This window comes from Enterococcus sp. DIV0175 (assembly GCF_050529075.1).
Classification (GTDB): Bacteria; Bacillota; Bacilli; order Lactobacillales; family Enterococcaceae; genus Enterococcus_B; species Enterococcus_B thailandicus.
The window spans coordinates 1322555-1341688 of sequence record NZ_CP172880.1; the positions used below are offsets into that span (position 1 = coordinate 1322555).

The 19134-nt window shown below is 36.4% G+C and carries 20 protein-coding genes and 1 riboswitch; of the genes, 18 read left to right on the forward strand and 2 right to left on the reverse strand.

The annotated features are described in order from the left end of the window. The first annotated feature begins 72 nt into the window (after positions 1–72). From IGJ76_RS06275 to IGJ76_RS06300, 6 genes are all read left to right on the forward strand, one after another. Complete coding sequence (locus tag IGJ76_RS06275) at positions 73–846, forward strand: MerR family transcriptional regulator (protein ID WP_095803616.1); 774 nt, start codon at positions 73–75, stop codon at positions 844–846. 100 nt (positions 847–946) lie between these two features. Beyond that, positions 947–1309, forward strand: a complete 363-nt coding sequence (locus IGJ76_RS06280; protein ID WP_430596837.1) for a hypothetical protein — start codon at positions 947–949, stop codon at positions 1307–1309. 72 nt (positions 1310–1381) lie between these two features. After that, positions 1382–1684 (forward strand): hypothetical protein, encoded by a 303-nt coding sequence (locus IGJ76_RS06285; RefSeq protein ID WP_095803618.1) that lies wholly within the window; start codon positions 1382–1384, stop codon positions 1682–1684. Positions 1685–1727: 43 nt separating this feature from the next. Continuing rightward, positions 1728–1793, forward strand: a riboswitch (Fluoride riboswitch). Between the two features lie 106 nt (positions 1794–1899). Continuing rightward, complete coding sequence (eno, locus tag IGJ76_RS06290; protein WP_095803619.1) at positions 1900–3174, forward strand: phosphopyruvate hydratase; 1275 nt, start codon at positions 1900–1902, stop codon at positions 3172–3174. A 497-nt stretch (positions 3175–3671) separates the two neighbouring features. After that, positions 3672–4541, forward strand: a complete 870-nt coding sequence (locus IGJ76_RS06295; protein WP_067481901.1) for a histidine phosphatase family protein — start codon at positions 3672–3674, stop codon at positions 4539–4541. 296 nt (positions 4542–4837) lie between these two features. Then, a complete protein-coding gene (locus IGJ76_RS06300; RefSeq protein WP_430596838.1) occupies positions 4838–6217 on the forward strand; it encodes an FAD-dependent oxidoreductase in 1380 nt (459 codons plus the stop codon). 216 nt (positions 6218–6433) lie between these two features. Here the strand turns inward: IGJ76_RS06300 and IGJ76_RS06305 are convergent, their stop codons facing one another. Continuing rightward, a complete protein-coding gene (locus IGJ76_RS06305; protein ID WP_270607696.1) occupies positions 6434–7198 on the reverse strand; it encodes a DeoR/GlpR family DNA-binding transcription regulator in 765 nt (254 codons plus the stop codon). A gap of 211 nt (positions 7199–7409) precedes the next feature. On the opposite strand from IGJ76_RS06305, the gene ulaG reads away from it, so the two are divergent. The 8 genes from ulaG to IGJ76_RS06345 all read left to right on the forward strand — a co-directional run bounded on the left by ulaG (position 7410) and on the right by IGJ76_RS06345 (position 13894). After that, positions 7410–8477, forward strand: coding sequence for an L-ascorbate 6-phosphate lactonase (gene ulaG / locus IGJ76_RS06310; RefSeq protein WP_270492565.1), 1068 nt, complete (start codon positions 7410–7412; stop codon positions 8475–8477). A gap of 17 nt (positions 8478–8494) precedes the next feature. Then, on the forward strand, positions 8495–8953 hold the full coding sequence (locus IGJ76_RS06315; protein WP_086270950.1) for a PTS sugar transporter subunit IIA: 459 nt from the start codon (positions 8495–8497) through the stop codon (positions 8951–8953). Between the two features lie 11 nt (positions 8954–8964). Continuing rightward, positions 8965–10455: a PTS ascorbate transporter subunit IIC gene (locus tag IGJ76_RS06320; protein ID WP_270492568.1), complete on the forward strand. Its 1491-nt coding sequence runs from the start codon at positions 8965–8967 to the stop codon at positions 10453–10455. Positions 10456–10496: 41 nt separating this feature from the next. Further along, a complete protein-coding gene (locus IGJ76_RS06325) occupies positions 10497–10796 on the forward strand; it encodes a PTS sugar transporter subunit IIB (protein ID WP_075491502.1) in 300 nt (99 codons plus the stop codon). A 14-nt stretch (positions 10797–10810) separates the two neighbouring features. Then, complete coding sequence (locus IGJ76_RS06330; RefSeq protein ID WP_270607691.1) at positions 10811–11452, forward strand: 3-keto-L-gulonate-6-phosphate decarboxylase UlaD; 642 nt, start codon at positions 10811–10813, stop codon at positions 11450–11452. A 2-nt stretch (positions 11453–11454) separates the two neighbouring features. After that, a complete protein-coding gene (locus IGJ76_RS06335; RefSeq protein ID WP_430596839.1) occupies positions 11455–12315 on the forward strand; it encodes an L-ribulose-5-phosphate 3-epimerase in 861 nt (286 codons plus the stop codon). After that, positions 12302–13018 (forward strand): L-ribulose-5-phosphate 4-epimerase, encoded by a 717-nt coding sequence (locus IGJ76_RS06340; protein ID WP_075491505.1) that lies wholly within the window; start codon positions 12302–12304, stop codon positions 13016–13018. The genes IGJ76_RS06335 and IGJ76_RS06340 overlap by 14 nt, the downstream gene beginning before the upstream one ends. Before the next feature lie 276 nt (positions 13019–13294). Beyond that, a complete protein-coding gene (locus tag IGJ76_RS06345) occupies positions 13295–13894 on the forward strand; it encodes a hypothetical protein (protein ID WP_413127098.1) in 600 nt (199 codons plus the stop codon). A gap of 132 nt (positions 13895–14026) precedes the next feature. Here IGJ76_RS06345 and IGJ76_RS06350 read toward each other — a convergent pair whose 3' ends face one another. After that, positions 14027–15934, reverse strand: a complete 1908-nt coding sequence (locus IGJ76_RS06350; protein ID WP_075491507.1) for a BglG family transcription antiterminator — start codon at positions 15932–15934, stop codon at positions 14027–14029. A 263-nt stretch (positions 15935–16197) separates the two neighbouring features. Between IGJ76_RS06350 and IGJ76_RS06355 the strand changes: the two genes are divergently transcribed. The 4 genes from IGJ76_RS06355 (at position 16198) to IGJ76_RS06370 (ending at position 19098) form a co-directional block, all read left to right on the forward strand. Then, on the forward strand, positions 16198–16665 hold the full coding sequence (locus IGJ76_RS06355) for a PTS sugar transporter subunit IIA (RefSeq protein ID WP_311797865.1): 468 nt from the start codon (positions 16198–16200) through the stop codon (positions 16663–16665). Further along, positions 16665–16946 carry a PTS sugar transporter subunit IIB gene (locus IGJ76_RS06360; RefSeq protein WP_067481906.1) on the forward strand — a complete coding sequence of 94 codons (282 nt, stop codon included), beginning with the start codon at positions 16665–16667 and terminating at the stop codon, positions 16944–16946. Before IGJ76_RS06355 ends, IGJ76_RS06360 begins: the two co-directional genes overlap by 1 nt. 63 nt (positions 16947–17009) lie before the next feature. Continuing rightward, positions 17010–18380, forward strand: coding sequence for a PTS ascorbate transporter subunit IIC (locus IGJ76_RS06365; RefSeq protein ID WP_067481908.1), 1371 nt, complete (start codon positions 17010–17012; stop codon positions 18378–18380). A gap of 1 nt (position 18381) precedes the next feature. Then, positions 18382–19098, forward strand: coding sequence for a transaldolase (locus tag IGJ76_RS06370; RefSeq protein ID WP_067481910.1), 717 nt, complete (start codon positions 18382–18384; stop codon positions 19096–19098). Positions 19099–19134 lie beyond the last annotated feature (36 nt).

A 19134-nucleotide genomic window follows, 5' to 3' on the forward strand; every position in this document is an offset into this window, starting at 1 on the left:
GCCTCCTTAGTTTTGACAATAATGGAGTATACAGGTTAAAGTAGCTTTAAGGTCAAGGAGGTTTTAAAAAAAATGAATGAAACATTTTCTATTGGTGAAGCTGCGAAATTTTTGAACTTGCCAACATCTACGATTCGTTATTGGGATTCAATTGGTTTGCTAACGAACTCCCGAAATGAAGCCAATGATTATCGGACATTTACCTATGATGATTTATTTGCATTGTATGATGTCAAATTCATTCGAAGTTTGGGTTTATCAACCAAAGATGTTCAAGGCATTTATCGAAAATCAGAAAAAGAAGTTTATGAAGTTCTGGAGCAGACAGAAAAACGTTTGGCAGAAGAAATTGAAAGATTAAAAGGCGAAATGGCACAAATCGAGCAACGAAAACGACATCTTTCATCCACTGGGTTTGATTTGACTGGAACACATGATTTGAAAATCGACTTTACGAAAATGGTTCGTGCTGATTTAGATGAAAACTTTACTGCACGGAAATATTTAGAAAAAAATTGTAACTCAGGGATTATTTGGCAACAAAAAGGTCAATCGCTAGAATATGTTTTTTGTATCGGCACATCTTTTGAAGACGAAATTGAAGAAGAAATCCTTTGGGAATACAACTCAGCGTTTGATTATCAACCAGTAATCATTGAAGTAGATCCTGCAGATAACGACCGAAATAATCTTCAAGAGGTCGTTCGTACGTTAACAGCTAAGGGTTATGATATTCAGCAAGTTATTGGCGAGTTTCTCGTAAGAAAACAATATGAGCACACTTCTGATAAGGAGTATTATTTATCTTGGATTGAAATCAAGAACAAAGGGAAACAAAACAAATAGTAGACAATTCGATAAGTCTGTCTAAAAGTAAGATTCGTAAATTTGCCTTATTCGTTGTAGGATAAAAGAAACAAATGAGTTATGATGAAGAAGGGATAAGATGGTTAAACACAAGCAAGAAGCTGAGGAACCTGTTGATATCTGGAGACGAAGCCCTTTACAACTGTACGAAAAAATTGGAACCCCTATCAAAAGGGCAACAACAAGTATGAATCGTTCAAGTAATGGCGAATTAATCCATGATTATTTTGTCGTATTTACTGATAGAAAACCGGATGTACGTGGCTACCGAGAATTGTTGCAAGCAGCTGAATGGATCAACTATGGCACAAAAATCTATCGAATCAGCACGACTAATTCTTTCGCAACAATTGAAAAATTAGTTGCAGAAACATTTGATATTCAAATCAAGACAGATTTCTTTGTTTCTAATTCAACCGTTAATCCGAGATTCATCAATTAGTGTGACTGTTACTATGAGAATTGGACTGATAAGAAATTGTTACTGTTTTTATAAGTGAGGAGCGTGTTTGTAATGAAAAAGAAGATTTGTTTTGTCTTAGCGGTAGACGGTGGATTGTCTTATTCCGCACTCCCTATAGGCTTAAGAAATCAGCAACATTTAAAAGAGTTCTTTTCTAAAGACTATGATGTTTCGCTGAATTACCTTCGAGATAAAGAGCAGGTAGACTATCTGATTGTACCGAGACAGTTAGCACCATTCATCAATGAAAAAAAGCTACCAATTATTGAAGTGCCATCAAATCTCTTTGTAATCAAAGATTATCAAGGAATAAAAGCAATCATCGATTACTATTTTAAGCTGGAAAATGAATGATAGAAGTGTTTCTAGTTGAAACAATTATCTAAACGTGCTAACGTTATGTGTGAGGGATGGTGCTCCCTCCTAAACGCTGAGTAAATCAGCTGATGGCGCCTATTGTAAACTAATTACTTGTCCAAGAGTGTATTTGTTGTACTCTGTTTTTAAGTAGTTGCTTTACAATAGGCGTTTTTTTGTTGCATTTTTGTAAAAACTAGGAGGAAAAAAAGATGACAGTAGTAATTGAACAAGTAAAAGCAAGAGAAATTTTTGATTCACGCGGAAATCCAACGGTGGAAGCTGACGTGATTTTATCTGACGGAACATTAGGCAGAGCCGAAGTGCCAAGCGGCGCCTCTACTGGTGATCGTGAAGCCGTGGAATTACGTGATGGCGGTACTCGTTTATTAGGAAAAGGAGTTAGTAAAGCTGTTGCTAATGTCAATGGAGAAATCAATGATGCATTGAAGGAAACTTCACCTTTTGACCAAGCAAAAATTGATAAAATGATGATTGATTTAGACGGAACACCAAACAAAGGACGACTTGGAGCAAACGCGATTCTTGGTGTTTCAATGGCGGTTGCTCGCGCAGCGGCACAAAGTAAAAAAGTTCCATTGTATCGTTATCTTGGTGGCGTTGATTTAGAGCTCCCTCAACCATTTTTCAATGTAATCAACGGAGGTGTTCATGCAGATTCTGGTATTGATGTGCAAGAATTTTTGATTACGCCCATTCAACGAACAACTTTCCGTGATGGCGTAGAAAAAATTGCTAACATTTACCATACATTAAAAAATATTTTAGCAAAAGACGGCTACGAAACAGCTGTCGGAGATGAAGGTGGCTTCGCACCAAAACTAGGAAGTACAGAAGCTGCGATTGAAATGCTTTATCGTGCAATTGAAGAAGCAGGTTACGAACCAAAAACGGAAATTGGTATCGCACTTGATCCAGCTTCCAGTGAATTCTATGAAGATGAAACAAAAAAATATCATTTTGAAGGAAAAGAATTAAGTTCTGATGAAATGCTTGCTTATTACCAAAATTTAGTTAAAAAATATCCAGCAATCATTTCTATTGAAGACGGATTTTCAGAGCATGATTGGGACGGATTCAAAAAAATGACGGATGAAATGGGTCAAACCATTCAACTAATTGGTGATGATATCTTTGTAACTAATCCAACGATTTTTGCTGAAGGAATTGCCAAAGGTGTTGCCAACTCGATTTTAATTAAACTAAATCAAATTGGAACAGTGTCAGAGTCCATTGAAGCCATCAAAATGGCACGAAAAAATGGCTACACAACGATGATTTCTCATCGTTCTGGTGAAACAGGAGACACATTTATTGCCGATTTTGCAGTTGCGATGAATGCTGGTCAAATTAAAACTGGTTCGATGGCACGCAGTGAACGTGTTGAAAAATACAATCAATTTTTACGTATCGAAGAAGAGCTAGAAGGCTACGGCGCACTTGCACAGTTTCCTAAAGTCCAATAAAAAACAAAGAATTAGCTAAATTTAATTAAAAAAGGGGTTCAAGCGAGAGAAAGTTCACTTGAACCTCTTTTTTCTTTTTTCAGCTATTATGTGAGCAGCAAACACGCTTGATTCGTTGAAAATGCTAACTAAAAGCAAAAGAAAGTCTGAGATAGAAAAAGAAAGAACAAATCGTATTGACAGCGCTTTCTCTAAATGGTAATTTATTTGTATAGTAAATTGAATAAGCAAAGAATAATAGGATTGTTATTATTAAGTTAAGCAAGACCTGACCAGTTTCGACTGGTTAGGTCTTTTTTTGTGTAATTCTATCTGAGGATAGTTGGTAATAGAATTACTAGTTGCTAAAACGAAATTTTAGTAACAAGTAGCTTAAAGAAAGGAGCATTTTGATTATAGCAACTCGCTATCACTAAAAAAGAATGTATTAAGAAGTACATTGTTAAAACGTTCGTTGGAATTTTTTGACATGTGCTTAAAAATGGAAGGGGATAGAAATGAAAAAGTGGTTGAAAGTAGTAGGAATGATTGGATTGATGTTTTCTTTATCAGCTTGTCAAGAAACAAACTCCGCAACAAGTACTGAAAAAGAGGCAAATAAAGCACCAGATCAAGTAGAAATTTATTTAGCAAGACATGGCAAAACTATGCTGAACACAACGGATCGCTCGCAAGGCTGGATCGATGCACCGTTAACACCGGCAGGCATCGCTGTTGCAGAGGACTTGGGGAGGGGATTAGCAGATGTAGATTTTGATGCAGTTTATTCTAGTGATAGCGGACGAGCAGTCGAAACAGCAACCTTAGTATTGAAAAATAATGGACAAGAAAAGCTTTTAGATACATTACACACTGACAAACGATTACGTGAATTCAACTTTGGTACCTATGAAGGAATTCCCAATCCTGAAATGTGGAGCGAAATTGCCAAAGAACAAGGAAAAACGTTAGAAGAGTGGCAAAATGAAATGGGTGAAGAAGGATTCGTCAAAACAATCCAAGGTTTTGCAGACACTTTACATGAATTAGATGAAAAGAAACTTGAAGAATTAGGAAAAGAGCATGATGTCGCTGCTGATGAAGTGAGTTGGCGAGCAGAGGATTATCAAACAGTTATTGACCGTGTTTCGAGTGCAGTAGCTGACATTGTTAAAACAGCTGAGGAAAAAGGGCAAGATAAAATCTTAATCACTTCACACGGTATGACAATTGCTTCATTTGTCGCATCAATTGATGAATCGGCAGAAGTTCCGCCAACTGGCTTAAAAAATGCCAGTGTTTGTAAAATTATTTATCAAGATGGTAAGTATACAGTGGAATCAGTTAATGATTTATCTTACTTAGAAAAAGGTGCAAAAGATAAATAGTCTGCAGATGAAAAGTAACTTGCTCAAAAAAGTTGTGGCTCCAAGCGTTCTGCTTCGAAAAAATAATGAACAACTGACAAAAATAGCTTTCCATATTTTTGGACAGTTATGAATTATTTCGAGAAGTTGCTTGGGGAACACTGTGGATGAGGCTGTGGCTCCAAGCGGTCAGCTCCGGAAAACTAAAAAATAACTTTTGATTTTTCACAAGCAAATGGTATGACAGATAAATTCGTTCGTACTATTCTGGAACTGTGGGGGGAAGTTTATTTTTTATACAAGGAAGGAGATTTATCGTGAGTAAAAGAAAAGTTATCATCGTAGGTGCATCACATGGCGGACATCAATCTATTTTAGAATTATTATCTAGATATGGTGAAGATGTGGAGATTACGTTATTTGAGGCTGGAGATTATATTTCGTTTATGTCGTGTGGAATGGAACTTTATTTAGAGGACCAAGTAACGGATGTAAATGATGTCAGAAACTTTCGACCAGAAAACTTTCCAGAAGAAAATGTACACATTTTGAATAATCATTTAGTAAAAGCAATCAATGCAGATCAAAAGACAGTGACTGTCACCAATACACTGGAAGATCAGACTACTGATTATGTATATGATAAATTGATTTTAAGTTCTGGTGTCACACCAAATTCGCTTCCAGTTCCAGGTGCCGATTTAGAAAATGTTTATTTGATGCGTGGGTATAACTGGGCAACGAAAATCAAAGAAAAGCTCAATGATCCTGATGTTAAACATGTAGCAGTTATTGGTGCTGGATATATTGGTATTGAAGCAGCCGAAGCTTTTTGTAAAGCTGGGAAAGAAGTAATCCTTTTAGATATGATAGACCGTCCATTAGGCACTTATCTGGACCAAGAAATGACAGATATTTTAGCAGAGCATTTAACAGAAAAAGGAATCCAAGTCATGACCGGCGCAAAAATTGAAGCATTTTTAGGCAAAGGAAATGTTTCCGCTATTCAAGTAAACGGTGAAGAAATCCCAACTGATTTGATCATTCAAGCAGCAGGAGTAAAAGCCAATACTGAATGGTTAGAAGGAACCGTTGACTTAGATCAACGTGGTTGGATTGTAACGAATGAATACCTTCAAACCAATCTTCCAGATGTGTATGCCGTTGGTGATGCAACACTTGCTTATTCGATTCCGGCACGTGCCAAAATGCCAATTGCTTTGGCGACAGTTGCCAGAAGAGAAGCACGTTATGTTGTGCAACATTTATTTGAAAGCATTCCAAGCCAACCTTTTGGCGGAGTAGTTGGTTCATCCGCATTGAGTGTATTTGACTATCATTTTGCTGCAAGTGGTTTGAATAGTTTTACAGCGGGTAAAGCAGGAGTAACGATTGCCTCTGCTTACTTTGAAGATACTTTACGACCAAAATATGTACCAGAAAAATTTGGAAATACGAGAGTTTCTGTTCAACTATTTTTCGATCCAACGACCCATCAAATTTTGGGTGGAGCTGTGTTATCAACTTATGATATTACTGCTCAAGGAAATGTGTTAGCTTTAGCAATCCAACAAAAATTAACACTAGAAGATTTAGCTGAGGCAGACTTTTTCTTCCAACCAGGATTTGACCGTCAATGGAGTCTGTTGAACCTAGCAGCACAACATGCTTTAGCTGAAAAAGAATTTATTGAATAAGTTTCGTAAATTTATAGGATAAGTTCTATCTAGTTAATCAAAATAAAATGAATCACCTTCCAGAAGTTCGTTTAACTTTTGGAAGGTGATTTTTTTATATTTAAAAAAAAATAGGTGATGAGATAAAGGCATCATATATAGGCAAACAGTTCGTGCGTGAACTAAGCTGATCAAAAGTATCGGTATTCATGACCAAAATAGAGATGCTCATTTATTTTAACTGATTTGGATAACTTTAATACCAGTATTTCGAATGTCAGTCAAAACTTTTTCAGAGCAAAATTGATCGGTAATCAGATAATCAAATGCAGAAATATCCGCAATTTTGAATTTCGATGTCAGACCAATTTTCCGATGATCAGCAACTAGAATTTTACACTTGAAAGTCTGACGAATCATCATTTCGTTGATGGTTGATTCATTTAAAATTTTTGTAGTCACGCCATTATCGAGACTTACTCCGCTACATCCAATGATACAAACATCAGCGTTCATAGAAGAAATTGTATTTAAAGCGATATCACCAACTAATGCTTCCTTAGGAAAACGCATCTCACCGCCAGTTAAGATGTAATTGCAGTTTTCTTTATGAGAAGAGTAGTTGACCTTTACATTATTTGTCACAACTGTTAGATGGTTTGCACGAAGAAATTCAAGTGTTTTTAAGGCAGTTGAGCTTGAATTTATAAATACAGTATCATAATCATTGATATATTTACTTGCCTCGCGAGCGATTGCTTGCTTCAATCGTTCTGGTCCAGATTGATCGAAGTCAGTATTGTTCTTATAATTATAAGAACAATAACCATACGTTCGGATGATCTCATTTTTTTCCTCTAGTAAGTTTAAATCTCTCCGAATCGTACTGATTGAAACCTTTAGACTCTCGGACAACTCAAGAGTAGTCATTTGCTCTTGTTGCTGAAGTAAGTCCAAAATATTTTTTTGCCGTTCATCAATATTTGCCAGCGAATTTTTCATCCTTTAACCTCCCATATAACTTTCTTTTTAAAATAAATGATTTTTCACCTCTAAACAATCATATAAAGTTCTTTAACTGCATCTATCCTACTAAAAAAATCATTAAAGCTGTAAAGAACGTCATATAAAGTTCAAACAGTCATATAAAAGGGTTCTCATATCCTTTTTGACACATTATGATTTAAATGTAATTAAGAAAGGAGCACTGAAGATGAGCAAGCAGGTCACTGACGTAACAAAAGAAAGCTGGATTCTAGAGACATTTCCGGAATGGGGCACTTATTTAAATGAGGAGATTGAAAGAGAAGAAGTCAAACAAGGAACATTTGCAATGTGGTGGTTAGGCTGTACAGGTATTTGGCTAAAGAGTGATAAAGATACGAATATTTTATGTGATTTATGGTGTGGGACGGGAAAACGTAGTCATGGAAATGGCAAGATGAAAAAAGGACACCAAATGATGCGGATGAGTGGTGTGCAAAAAATGCAGCCCAACTTACGGACACAACCATTCGTAATTGATCCATTTGAAATCAAAAATGTAAACGCTTTAGTGGTTACGCATATCCATTCTGATCATTTGGATATCAATACGGCAGCAGCAGTCCATCAAAATTGTCCAACAGCAAAATTTATTGGACCTAAGGAAGTAGTAAACACTTGGTTGAAGTGGGGAATCCCTAAAGAAAAAACAATTATTGTTAAGCCTGGTGATGAAGTGAAAATCAAAGATATCACGATTGTTGCACTAGAGGCTTTCGATCGAACTGCATTAGTTACTTGTGAAAATCCAGAAGTAACATTAAAAGGAAAAATGCCACAAAATATGGATGAGATTGCAGTGAATTATCTATTTAAAACGTCTGGAGGCAATCTTTATCATGCAGGAGACTCGCATTATTCGAACTTGTTTGCCAAACATGGGAATGAACATAAAATTGATGTTTGTCTGGGTGCGTATGGAGAAAATCCACGTGGTATTACTGATAAAGTAACATCTGTTGATATGTTACGAATGGCGGAGTCTTTGAATGCAAAAGTAGTCATTCCTGTTCATTATGATATTTGGGCAAACTTTATGGCTGATCCAAAAGAAATTACTGAAATTTGGAAATTTAAAAAAGATCGTTTAAAGTATGCGTTCAAACCTTATATCTGGCAAGTTGGAGGCAAATTTACTTATCCAACAAATAAGGATGATTTGGAATTCAATTTTTACCGTGGCTTTGACGATGTATTTGTTGTAGAAAATGACACACCGTTTCCATCATTCCTATAGAAACGAGGTAAAATAACATGTTGAAGTATTTTTTCGATAACGGCTTGGTAAAGTATTCTGATAAAGAAATTACTTATTGGAAAGAAGCAATCACTGAAAGCTGCCAACTGTTATTAGATAAACAACTAATTGATCAAACCTATATTGATGAAATCATTCAGTGTGTCAAAGAGTATGGTCCTTATATCGTCGTTGTTCCGCAAGTAGCGATGCCTCATTCTTCTGAAAAAAGCCAAGGCGTTTTTGGTACAGCTATCTCATTTACAAAAATGCAGGAAGCTATTCAGTTTGAAAGTGACGGCGAAGAGAAATCAGCTATTTTATTTTTTACCTTAGCAGCTAAAAATCCTGAGGAGCACATGGAAAATATTCAACGTTTATCTGAATTGTTGATGACAGATGGTTTGATTGATCGTTTAGCGGCGACACATTCGCTTGAAGAATATCAAATGGTGATGCAAGAGTATCAGTTATAGGAGGAAAAGTAATGGCAGACTTTTTATTAAGTATTTGGACATATTTTGCAACAAACATCTTGACTCAGCCGGCTTATCTTATTGGTTTCATTGTTTTGCTAGGCTACCTCTTATTAAAACGCCCACTTTATGAGTGCCTTGCAGGTTTCCTAAAAGCCACAGTCGGCTACTTCATTTTGATGGTTGGTTCTGGTGGTTTAGTTAACAATTTTCGACCGATTTTAGTTGGTTTAAAAGAGCGATTCAACTTAGATGCGATGGTTACTGATCCATATTTTGGTCAAAATGCGGTAGATGCCGGTTTAATGGAAACTTTTGGTCGAACGTTTGGCGATGTGATGATCCTATTGTTAATTGCTTTTGTCATGAATATTTTACTTGTACGTTTTCAAAAATATACCAAGCTACGTTCAGTTTTTACCACGGGAAATGTCCAGATTCAACAATCTGCAACAGCATTCTGGATTTTACTATTCTGTTTTCCAGATTTAGGTAGAATCCAAGTTTTGATTTTTATGGGTTTAATTTTAGGTTGTTACTGGGCTGTTGCATCTAATTTGACCGTGGGAATTACGCAAGAGTTGACAGAAGGTGCTGGATTTGCGGTAGCGCATCAACAAATGTTTGGTATTTTTATCTTTGCAAAATTAGCTGAATGGATGAAAAAACAGGATAAGAAAAAAGATAAATCCAAAAAAGTCGATAAAAAAATTGAAGATATGGAATTGCCTGGATTCTTGTCAATTTTCAACGAAAACATGGTAGCAACCTCGTTATTAATGCTTTTCTTCTTTGGAATCATTTTATTGGTATTAGGACAAGATTATTTAATCCAAGCTGAGTTTATGCAAAAAGGTCAAAGTTTCTTATTCTATATTATGACAACTTCACTAAACTTTGCGGTTTATCTAGCTATTTTACAATTAGGTGTCCGGACATTCGTTGATGAGCTGACACAATCATTCCAAGGAATTTCAAATACAATTCTACCGGGAGCAGTACCGGGAATTGATGTTGCTGCTACATTTGGTTTCGGCTCCCCAAATGCTGTAACGATTGGATTTTTATTTGGCGCTTTAGGTCAATTTTTAATGATTGCTCTACTCATTTTGTTTCAGTCACCAACGATTGTAATTGCTGGATTTATCCCACTGTTCTTTGATAATGCTGTAATCGCCGTTTTTGCCAACAATCGTGGAGGCTTTAAAGCCGCTTGTCTTTTCCCATTCATTTCAGGGATTATTCAAGTTGGGGGATCTGCCATTTTTGCAACATGGATTGGTATGTCCAAATTTGGCGGGTATATTGGAATGTTTGATTGGGCTACGGCATGGCCGCTCTTCACCATTATTATGAAGGTGCTAGGATATGTTGGAATTGCCATAGTTGTTATTGGTTTGTTGATTATTCCGCAATTGCAATACCGTAAAAATCCAGATGGGTATTTTATGATTGTCGATGATTACGAACAATACGCAGAAAAATATCAAGAACAAAACTAAATAGATAAGAAAATAAAGAGAACATTTAGGAGGAGAACAAGATGAGAATTTTAGTATCTTGCGCAAATGGATCAGGAACAAGTTTGATGATGATGAGAAGTGTGGAAAAGGCGATGAAAGAACTAAGTATACCTATTACTAAAATTCATCATTGTTCTATTTCAGAAGGGAAAAGTTCTGCTACACAATATGACGTAGTTTTTACACCAGTCAATTTTTTGGCTATGTTTTCTCAAGCGGAGAAGAAGGGAATCACCGTTATCGGCATCAAAAATGTTATGTCAGCCAAAGAAATCAGTGGGAAATTTGCTGAATCAGAACTTTATCAAAAAAATAAGTAAAAGAGGACAATGAAATGAGTAGACCAAAATTACAAATTGCTTTAGATCACAATAATTTAGAACGTGCATTAGCAGATGTTATCAAAGTCGGAGAAATTGTCGATATCATTGAAGTTGGAACAATTTTATGCTTGCAAGAGGGCTGGAAAGCTATCAGCTGTATCCGTAGTATGTTTCCAGAAAAAATAATCGTTGCTGATACAAAATGTGCAGACGCAGGTGGAACCGTAGCTAGAAACGTTGCAAAAGCTGGTGCTGATTTCATGACCGTTATCTGTTGTGCCACAATTCCTACCATGGAGGCCGCCCAAAAAGAAGTTAAAGAACTGCAAGTGGAATTATATGGTGATTGGACCTATCAACAAGCAGCCGAGTGGCGACGGATTGGTATTAAACAAGCAATTTATCATCAAAGTCGTGATGCATTACTTTCGGGTGAAACTTGGGGTGAAAAAGATTTATCAAAAGTCAAGAAATTGATTGAAATGGGGTTTGAGGTATCTGTTACCGGTGGTTTAACCACTGATACACTTCAATTATTTGCAGGAATCGACATCTATAATTTTATTACTGGGAGAGGAATTTCTAGTGCAACTGATCCAGTTAAGGCTGCAAATGACTTCAAAAGAGAAATCATTCGTATTTGGGGGGAATAGTCGTGGCTCAAATTGGTATTTATGAAAAAGCTTTACCAAAAAATATCTCTTGGAAAGAGCGTTTTGAATTAGCAAAGGAAATGGGTTTTTCCTTTATTGAAATGTCGATTGACGAAACATATGCGCGCTTAGCTCGTCTAGATTGGTCAGCTGAAGTTACTGCTAAGCTACGTGAAGATATGTTGGAGACAAACGTCCGTATCCATTCGATTTGCTTAAGTGGTCATCGAAGATTTCCTTTTGGTTCTTCGAACAGAGTAAATCAAAAAAAAGCAAAAGAAATTATGCAAAAAGCAATCAAGCTTGCTCACGAATTAAATGTCAAGATTATTCAAGTAGCGGGGTATGATGTTTACTATGAAAAAAAATCAGTACAAACGCGGGAAGCTTTTCTTGAAGGGCTGAAGGAAAGCGTCAAAATGGCTTCGGAATATGGCGTAATTCTTTCCATTGAAATTATGGATGATCCATTTATGAATTCAATTACTAAATTTTTGGAAATCAAAAAACAAATTCGTTCACCTTATTTACAAGTATATCCTGATTTAGGGAATCTTTCCGCATGGCCAGAAAACAATCCGGGTGTTGAGTTGGAGCAAGGGGTTGACTACATTACCTCTATTCATTTAAAAGACACATACCCGGTAACTCATGATTCCAAAGGACAATTTAGAGATGTACCATTTGGGCAAGGGTGTGTGGACTTTTTAGGTTTATTAAAAACGCTCAAACGTTTAGAATATGATGGAACTTTTTTGATTGAAATGTGGAGTGAAACAAGTCCTGATTTTAAGAAGGAAATTGAAACGGCAAAAAATTATCTCTATCCAAAGTTAAAGGAGGCAGGTTATGCTATCGCGTGAGCAAATCATCAAAGAAATGAAACAACGTGTGTACGAAGCCAATTTGAAACTGCCTCAATACGGATTAGTGAAATTAACCTGGGGCAATGTGAGTGAGATTAATCGAGAACTTGGTATAATTGTGATTAAACCAAGTGGTGTAAACTATGAAAAAATGAAGGCGAATCAAATGGTTGTTACGGATTTGGCTGGAAATTTATTAGAGGAAGATAGCATGAAGCCATCTTCTGACCTACCAACGCATGTAATCTTATACGAAGCATTTGAACAAATCAATGCGATTGTTCATACTCACTCGACGAATTCCGTGATGTGGGCGCAAGCTGGTCGCGACTTACCCGCTTATGGAACGACCCATGCAGATGCTTTTTACGGAACGATTCCTTGTACGCGCCAATTAACGAAAGCAGAAGTCAAAGAGGCGTATGAGAAAAATACAGGACGTGTCATCGTTGAAACCTTCCATGAAAGAACTTTACAAGCAACTGAAATTCCTGGTGTGTTCGTCTATGGACACGGGCCGTTCACTTGGGGTGAGACACCTGCGAAAGCTGTAGAAAATAGTCTGATTTTAGATGAAATCTGTTTGATGGCAAAAGAAAATGAAAAAATCAATCCAGACATTCATGAAATTCCACAATATTTATTGGATAAACATTACTATCGTAAACACGGTACAAATGCTTATTATGGACAAAAATAGGAAAAGGGATCAATCAATTGATTGATCCCTTTTCTGGTTTCTTTTAGTTGTTAGGAAGTCTGATTTAATCTTAGGTGTATGCCTATGAACATGTGAGGAAAAAATACCCTAAAATCACAGGTTACAGCAAAACTGTCAAAATTATTCCATTTATAACATAGTTATCATCAATCAAAAAAAAGTTGCACTACCATACATAAACATAAAGGATAACAAAAACATGTTATCATTTTTATGCAGTCAGAGCAGTTATTCAAAAAAAGAGGAGGAATTGCATTGAAAAAAGAAATTAAGTTTGGACTAGGTCTTTTCTTAGTTATGGTATTTGGAATTGTAAGCGGTAATCCAACAGTGGCGGCGAGTGCAAATGATGCTGGAGCGAAATACGACGATAAAATCGTTACAATTCAGAGTTTATTAGATCCTTGGTGGGTTGTTGACTACGATACAGAAACATTTGAAGTCTCTACCCATTTGAATCAAGGAATTGATAGTCAAAAATGGCTCATGTCTTATAACGAGCAAGAAGATACTTACACAATTAGATGTCGACAAGATCGAATCATAATTGTTGGAGATGAGCAATTCAAAAATCCCTTATATTTAACTGTTTCTTCTGCGGAAGACGAGAAAGGAAATGAAGTTATCGGCGTAGAGCCTGAATACCCTAATGAACGAAGATTTTGGCGATTAGTTGAGGATGACGTACATATGGATGGGGAAGTTTATTACTTAGAAAACCTTTATAATGGTGACGTAATGGATGCACCAGGTTTGAATTTAGGCAAAGAACATCAATTGATCACATTCCCTAAAAATGGAGAGGATAATCAAAAATGGATTATCCAAGTAGAAGGAACTGTGGCTCAAAATTAAGTCAATTTTTTAGCACATAAAGATAATTTACTCAAATAACGAATGATGACTTGCATATAAAAAGAGTGCCGCTTCAGGAAACCCTTAGACCTTTGTTTGAGGGGATTCATTCATGAAACAGCGCTCTTTTTCTTAACGAATAGTACCTAGAAACATTTCAAAATTTTGCGTATCAGCTATTTTTTGTTGTAGTTTTCGGTCTTCTACAAGATCAGATAAATACTCAAAAAAAGCTTGGAGTTTGTCTTTGTCATCTTCAGCAACGGCAAGTAAAAAGATGATTTTTACGGTTGCATTCGGACGCCAAAAAATCGGTTCTTTTGAGATGTAAACAAAAATTTTTGTTTTCTGGATGGAGGCATCAATAGCATGAGGGATTGCGATCAACTCAGTGATATTTGTTGGTGCAATTTCTTCTCGATCAATCACTTTTTCAATAAAATCTTCAGCGACAATGTCTTGTTCTTGTAAAATAGTTCCGATTGACTGGATTAATTCGTCCCGTGTAAGTTGCTGATTGTTGACAACGAATAAGGCTGGATCAAACAAGCTCAAAAAATGACGTTTTTCTTCTTCAGCAGCTAAAAGTTTTTCAATTTTGCCCATCCCTTGTTTAATATCTAAAAAGTCGATTTGGATAACAGGAATCTGTTTATCTTCGAGAGGAACTGTTGAGATAAGAAAATCAACGTTTGTTAACTTTTTTGTTTGATAAGTTGCATAGGAAATAGTATCGATGATTTCTAATTGATCAGAAAAACGCTTCTTGAGCATCGCTTCAATCAACCGACTTGTCGAAACGCCTTGACCACAGACAACCAAAATTCGTTTTTTATCTGCTGTGTGCGCTTTTTTTCGCTCAATCGCTGCCGCAATGTGTAAAGCTAGGTAACCAATGTCATCTTCGGTAAACTCAAAGGTGCTTAGCCACTTACTATTGTTTGTTGCCAAAACAGCTAATTCAAAGGCATACGAAAAATTCTTTTTGATCTCCGATAATAGGGGATTTTTTTTATTTTTCATAATTTCCTTTAATGTCAGGTAACTAGAAAAATGGATAAAGAGATCTTTTCGTAAAATCTCATCTTGTTGCAGGTCTTCACCAATCATTTCATTAAGTTCCATCAACATCTGATCAATAAATTGATAGATCTTAGTTGTTTGGCTACTGGAATGTTGCGGCTGTTGTAAATCTAAAAAGAGATGGTTCTGTAACCAGATTTCGTCTTGAAGGTCAAAGCTGATTTGATTCTTTTTTTCGATAGCTGCCAAAAGTTCTCTGATTGAAGACTGAATCTTTTCATCAATAATAAAAAAACTCGAAACAGATTCAAGATGATGCTGATTTTTCACTCTAAGGATAGCAATGGCTAGGTGAATAACAAAATTTTTTCGATGATAGTCAGAAATTTTATACAGATTAGGTGGAAAGTAATCTGTTACTAACTGTGATAGTTCGACTAAGTTGATTTCGTGAAACAGTTCATACTCATTACGAGAAAACTGCGAGATATAGCTCTCAAAATTTTTTTCAATTAATTGATCTGAGATTACCTGCCGGATAGCTGATTCTTCCCCAACGATTTTATACCCAATGTTTACTTTTGAAGTGATTTTGATCTCATAAGAAGCAAGTAATAAGCGAAGCTGGCGAATATAACCTAAGATTGTCGTTCGCCCGACATATAATTGATTGCACAGTTCATCTAGTGATATTTCTTTCTCTGAAAATAAGAACAGAAGTAATAATTGCTTGATTCGATCTTCAGAAGTTTCTAGTTGATGGGATGGGGTGGTTGATTGTGAATGCAGCTCGGTAAATAGTTCTTGAACATTTTCTTTGTGTAACATTTCGTATCCAATACCTCTTTTGAGCACGACTGTGGCATCGTATTTCGCTAGAAAATCATTTAACTCCTTCAAATCATTTCTGATTGTTCGTTTAGAAACTGAAAAGTCCGAAGCCAGCTGCTCACTGGAACAATTTTTTTCGGTATAGAGACGTTGAAACAGCTGGTTTAATCTTTTATACGCAAACATAATTAGCTCCCCCCTTAATTGTTATCATATATAGGAATGAGCTGAATTACAATTGGCAGATTTTAATAAGAAATCCAAAAGAAAGAAAAGGCTTACAGTTTCAAGGCATGATGGATTCGTTTGAAGGTGGTCAAATGATTTCCATTTAATAACGGAAGTCATTGAACTAAAAAATTCAGCTCTTTCCACTTTGAAAAGGAAAGAGAAGTGGTATCGAATGTATGCGATTTCATTTATAGTATGGATAGCGAGGAGGTAATCGAGTGAAAGAAATCGAACAGCACTATTTATGTGAAAATCATCTAGCATTCAAATCAAAGGTTGCTAACTGGGAAGAGGCAGTGAAGTTAGCCGCAGAACCTTTACTACGAGAACGAATCATTGAAGAAAAGTATATTCAGGCAATGATCAAAAACGTTCGAGAAATGGGTACGTACATGGTATTAGTACCACGAGTTGCAATGCCTCACGCCCGACCAGAAGCGGGCGCATTAGGAACAGGATTTAGTATTTTGAAATTAGTTGAGCCGATTTCTTTTGGTGATGTAAAAGATGTGTACTTAATTATTTGTCTAGCAACGGATAATAATGATGCTCATCTGGCAATGCTTCAAAAAATTTCCGCACTAATTGATGAAGAGGAAAAAGTCAATGCATTATTAGAAACATCGACAAAAACAGCATTTATTAAACTAGCAGAAAAGTTTATCAAAGAAGAGGAGGAATTATAATGATCAAAATTATTACAGTGTGTGGGAATGGAATTGGTAGTAGTAATTTATTGGCAATGAAAATCAATCAGATTGCGAAAAAGAATGGGTTTGAAGTTGATGCGAAGTCCAGTGATTTTAATGCAGCGTTGGGAGAAGAACCCGATCTGTTTGTAACAGTCGATGAATTTGCCAAACAGTTTCCTGCAAACAAAAAAGTCGCTGTCGTTAGAAGCTACGCAGACAAGAAAAAAATTTCGGAAGACATTTTACCAGTATTGGAAGAATTAAGTAAAGGGTAATCATTTATCTTATATGGCCATATGAGAGGATTAAATAGATTCAATAAAACAGGAGGATTCATAATGGAATTTTTGGAATTTCTCAAGGATATGTTTAGTGAACCAGCAATTTTGATGGGGTTAGTTGCTCTGGTTGGCTTGGTTGCAATGAAAGCACCTGGACACAAAATCTTAACCGGAACATTGGGACCAATTCTTGGTTACTTGATGTTAGCCGCAGGTGCAGACGTTATTAGTGGAAACCTTGATCCACTTTCTCAGATGATTGAAAAAGGATTTCACATTACAGGAGTAGTGCCAAATAATGAAGCTGTAACTTCTGTCGCACAAAAAATTCTTGGTGTTGAAACAATGTCGATCTTAATCGTTGGACTGATTGTCAATTTGTTAGTCGCACGCTTTACCCGTTATAAATATGTCTTTTTAACTGGTCATCATTCATTCTTTATGGCGTGTTTATTATCGGCAGTATTAGGTGCAGTTGGCTTTTCTGGAACCTCTTTGATTTTAGTCGGCGGGTTTTTCTTAGGTGCATGGAGCGCAATTTCTCCAGCAATTGGTCAAAAATATACGCTTCGTGTCACTGATGGTGATGAAATAGCTATGGGACACTTTGGCTCGATTGGTTATTACTTATCCGCTTTTATTGGGAGCATCGTTGGAAAAGGTTCAAAGTCGACAGAAGATATTCAAGTGCCAGAAAAATTTGGGTTCTTACGAAATACGACAATTTCTACTGCATTAACGATGGTGATTTTTTACTTGATTTCCGCTATTGCGGCAGGACCTGAATTTGTTTCGACTTTATCAGACGGAAAATCACCCTATTTATTCGCGATTCTTTGTGGATTGAAATTCGCAGTAGGCGTTACAATTGTTTATTCTGGTGTCCGTATGATTCTTGCTGATTTATTACCTGCGTTTCAGGGAATTGCTGATAAAGTCATTCCAAATGCTGTGCCAGCTGTTGACTGTGCGGTATTTTTCCCATATGCACAAACAGCAGTTATCATTGGGTTTATTTCAAGTTTCGTTGGTGGCTTGATTGGTATGTTTATCCTTGGCGCTTTTGGTGGTGTATTGATTATCCCTGGATTGGTTCCGCACTTTTTCTGTGGTGCAACTGCCGGTGTTTACGGTAATGCAACTGGGGGACGACGTGGTGCAGTGGTTGGCTCATTCGTCAATGGCTTATTCTTAGCCTTTTTACCAGCACTTTTATTACCAGTTTTAGGCCAGCTAGGATTTTCAAATGCAACCTTTGGTGATTTTGACTTTGGATGGATTGGTATTTTATTAGGAAAAGTTGGTGGTCAATTTGGACAAACGGGAATCTATGTCATCATTGTGGCAGTTCTAGTCGCTTTGATTGCTCCAAGTATTATTCGACCATCTAAAACAGCAATTAATAATGAAGAAATGGAGCTTGATTAACATGAATTTTAACCTTGATATTTATTCAGATGGTGCAGTGATTGAAGAGATGTTGAAGATGAAAGCTGCTGGAATCGTTTCGGGATTTACAACTAACCCTAGTTTGATGAAACAGGCGGGAATTACGAATTATGTTGCTTTTGCAAAAGAAGTATTGGAAAAAGTCGAAGGATTACCTATCAGTTTTGAAGTTTTTGCCGATGATTTTGCAACGATGGAAAAAGAAGCTTTGAAACTCGCTGCATTGGGCGACAATGTTTACGTCAAAATTCCAATCATGAATACGAAAGGTGAGTCATCAACTGAATTAATCCAGCGATTATCAGAAAAAGGATTGAAACTTAACATCACAGCTATCATGACTTTAGAACAAGTAGAAGCCACAGTTGGTGCATTAGCGAATGGCACTGAAAACATCGTTTCTGTATTTGCTGGACGTGTTGCTGACACAGGAATCGATCCCTTACCATTGATGGAAAAATCTTTGAAAATTTGTGGCCGTAAAGAAGGAACTAAATTACTTTGGGCAAGTTCAAGAGAAGTTTACAACATCGTGCAAGCAGAACAGTTAGGTGTTGATATTATTACTGTGACGCCTGCAATCCTTTCTAAATTGTCAATGTATCACATGGACTTGAATGAACTTTCGTTGGAAACCGTCAAAATGTTCAATCGAGATATCCAAACTCTAGGATTTACTATTTTGGATGAAGAATAACTTAAGCAATAAAAAGAGAAGCTTGAAGCAATCGAC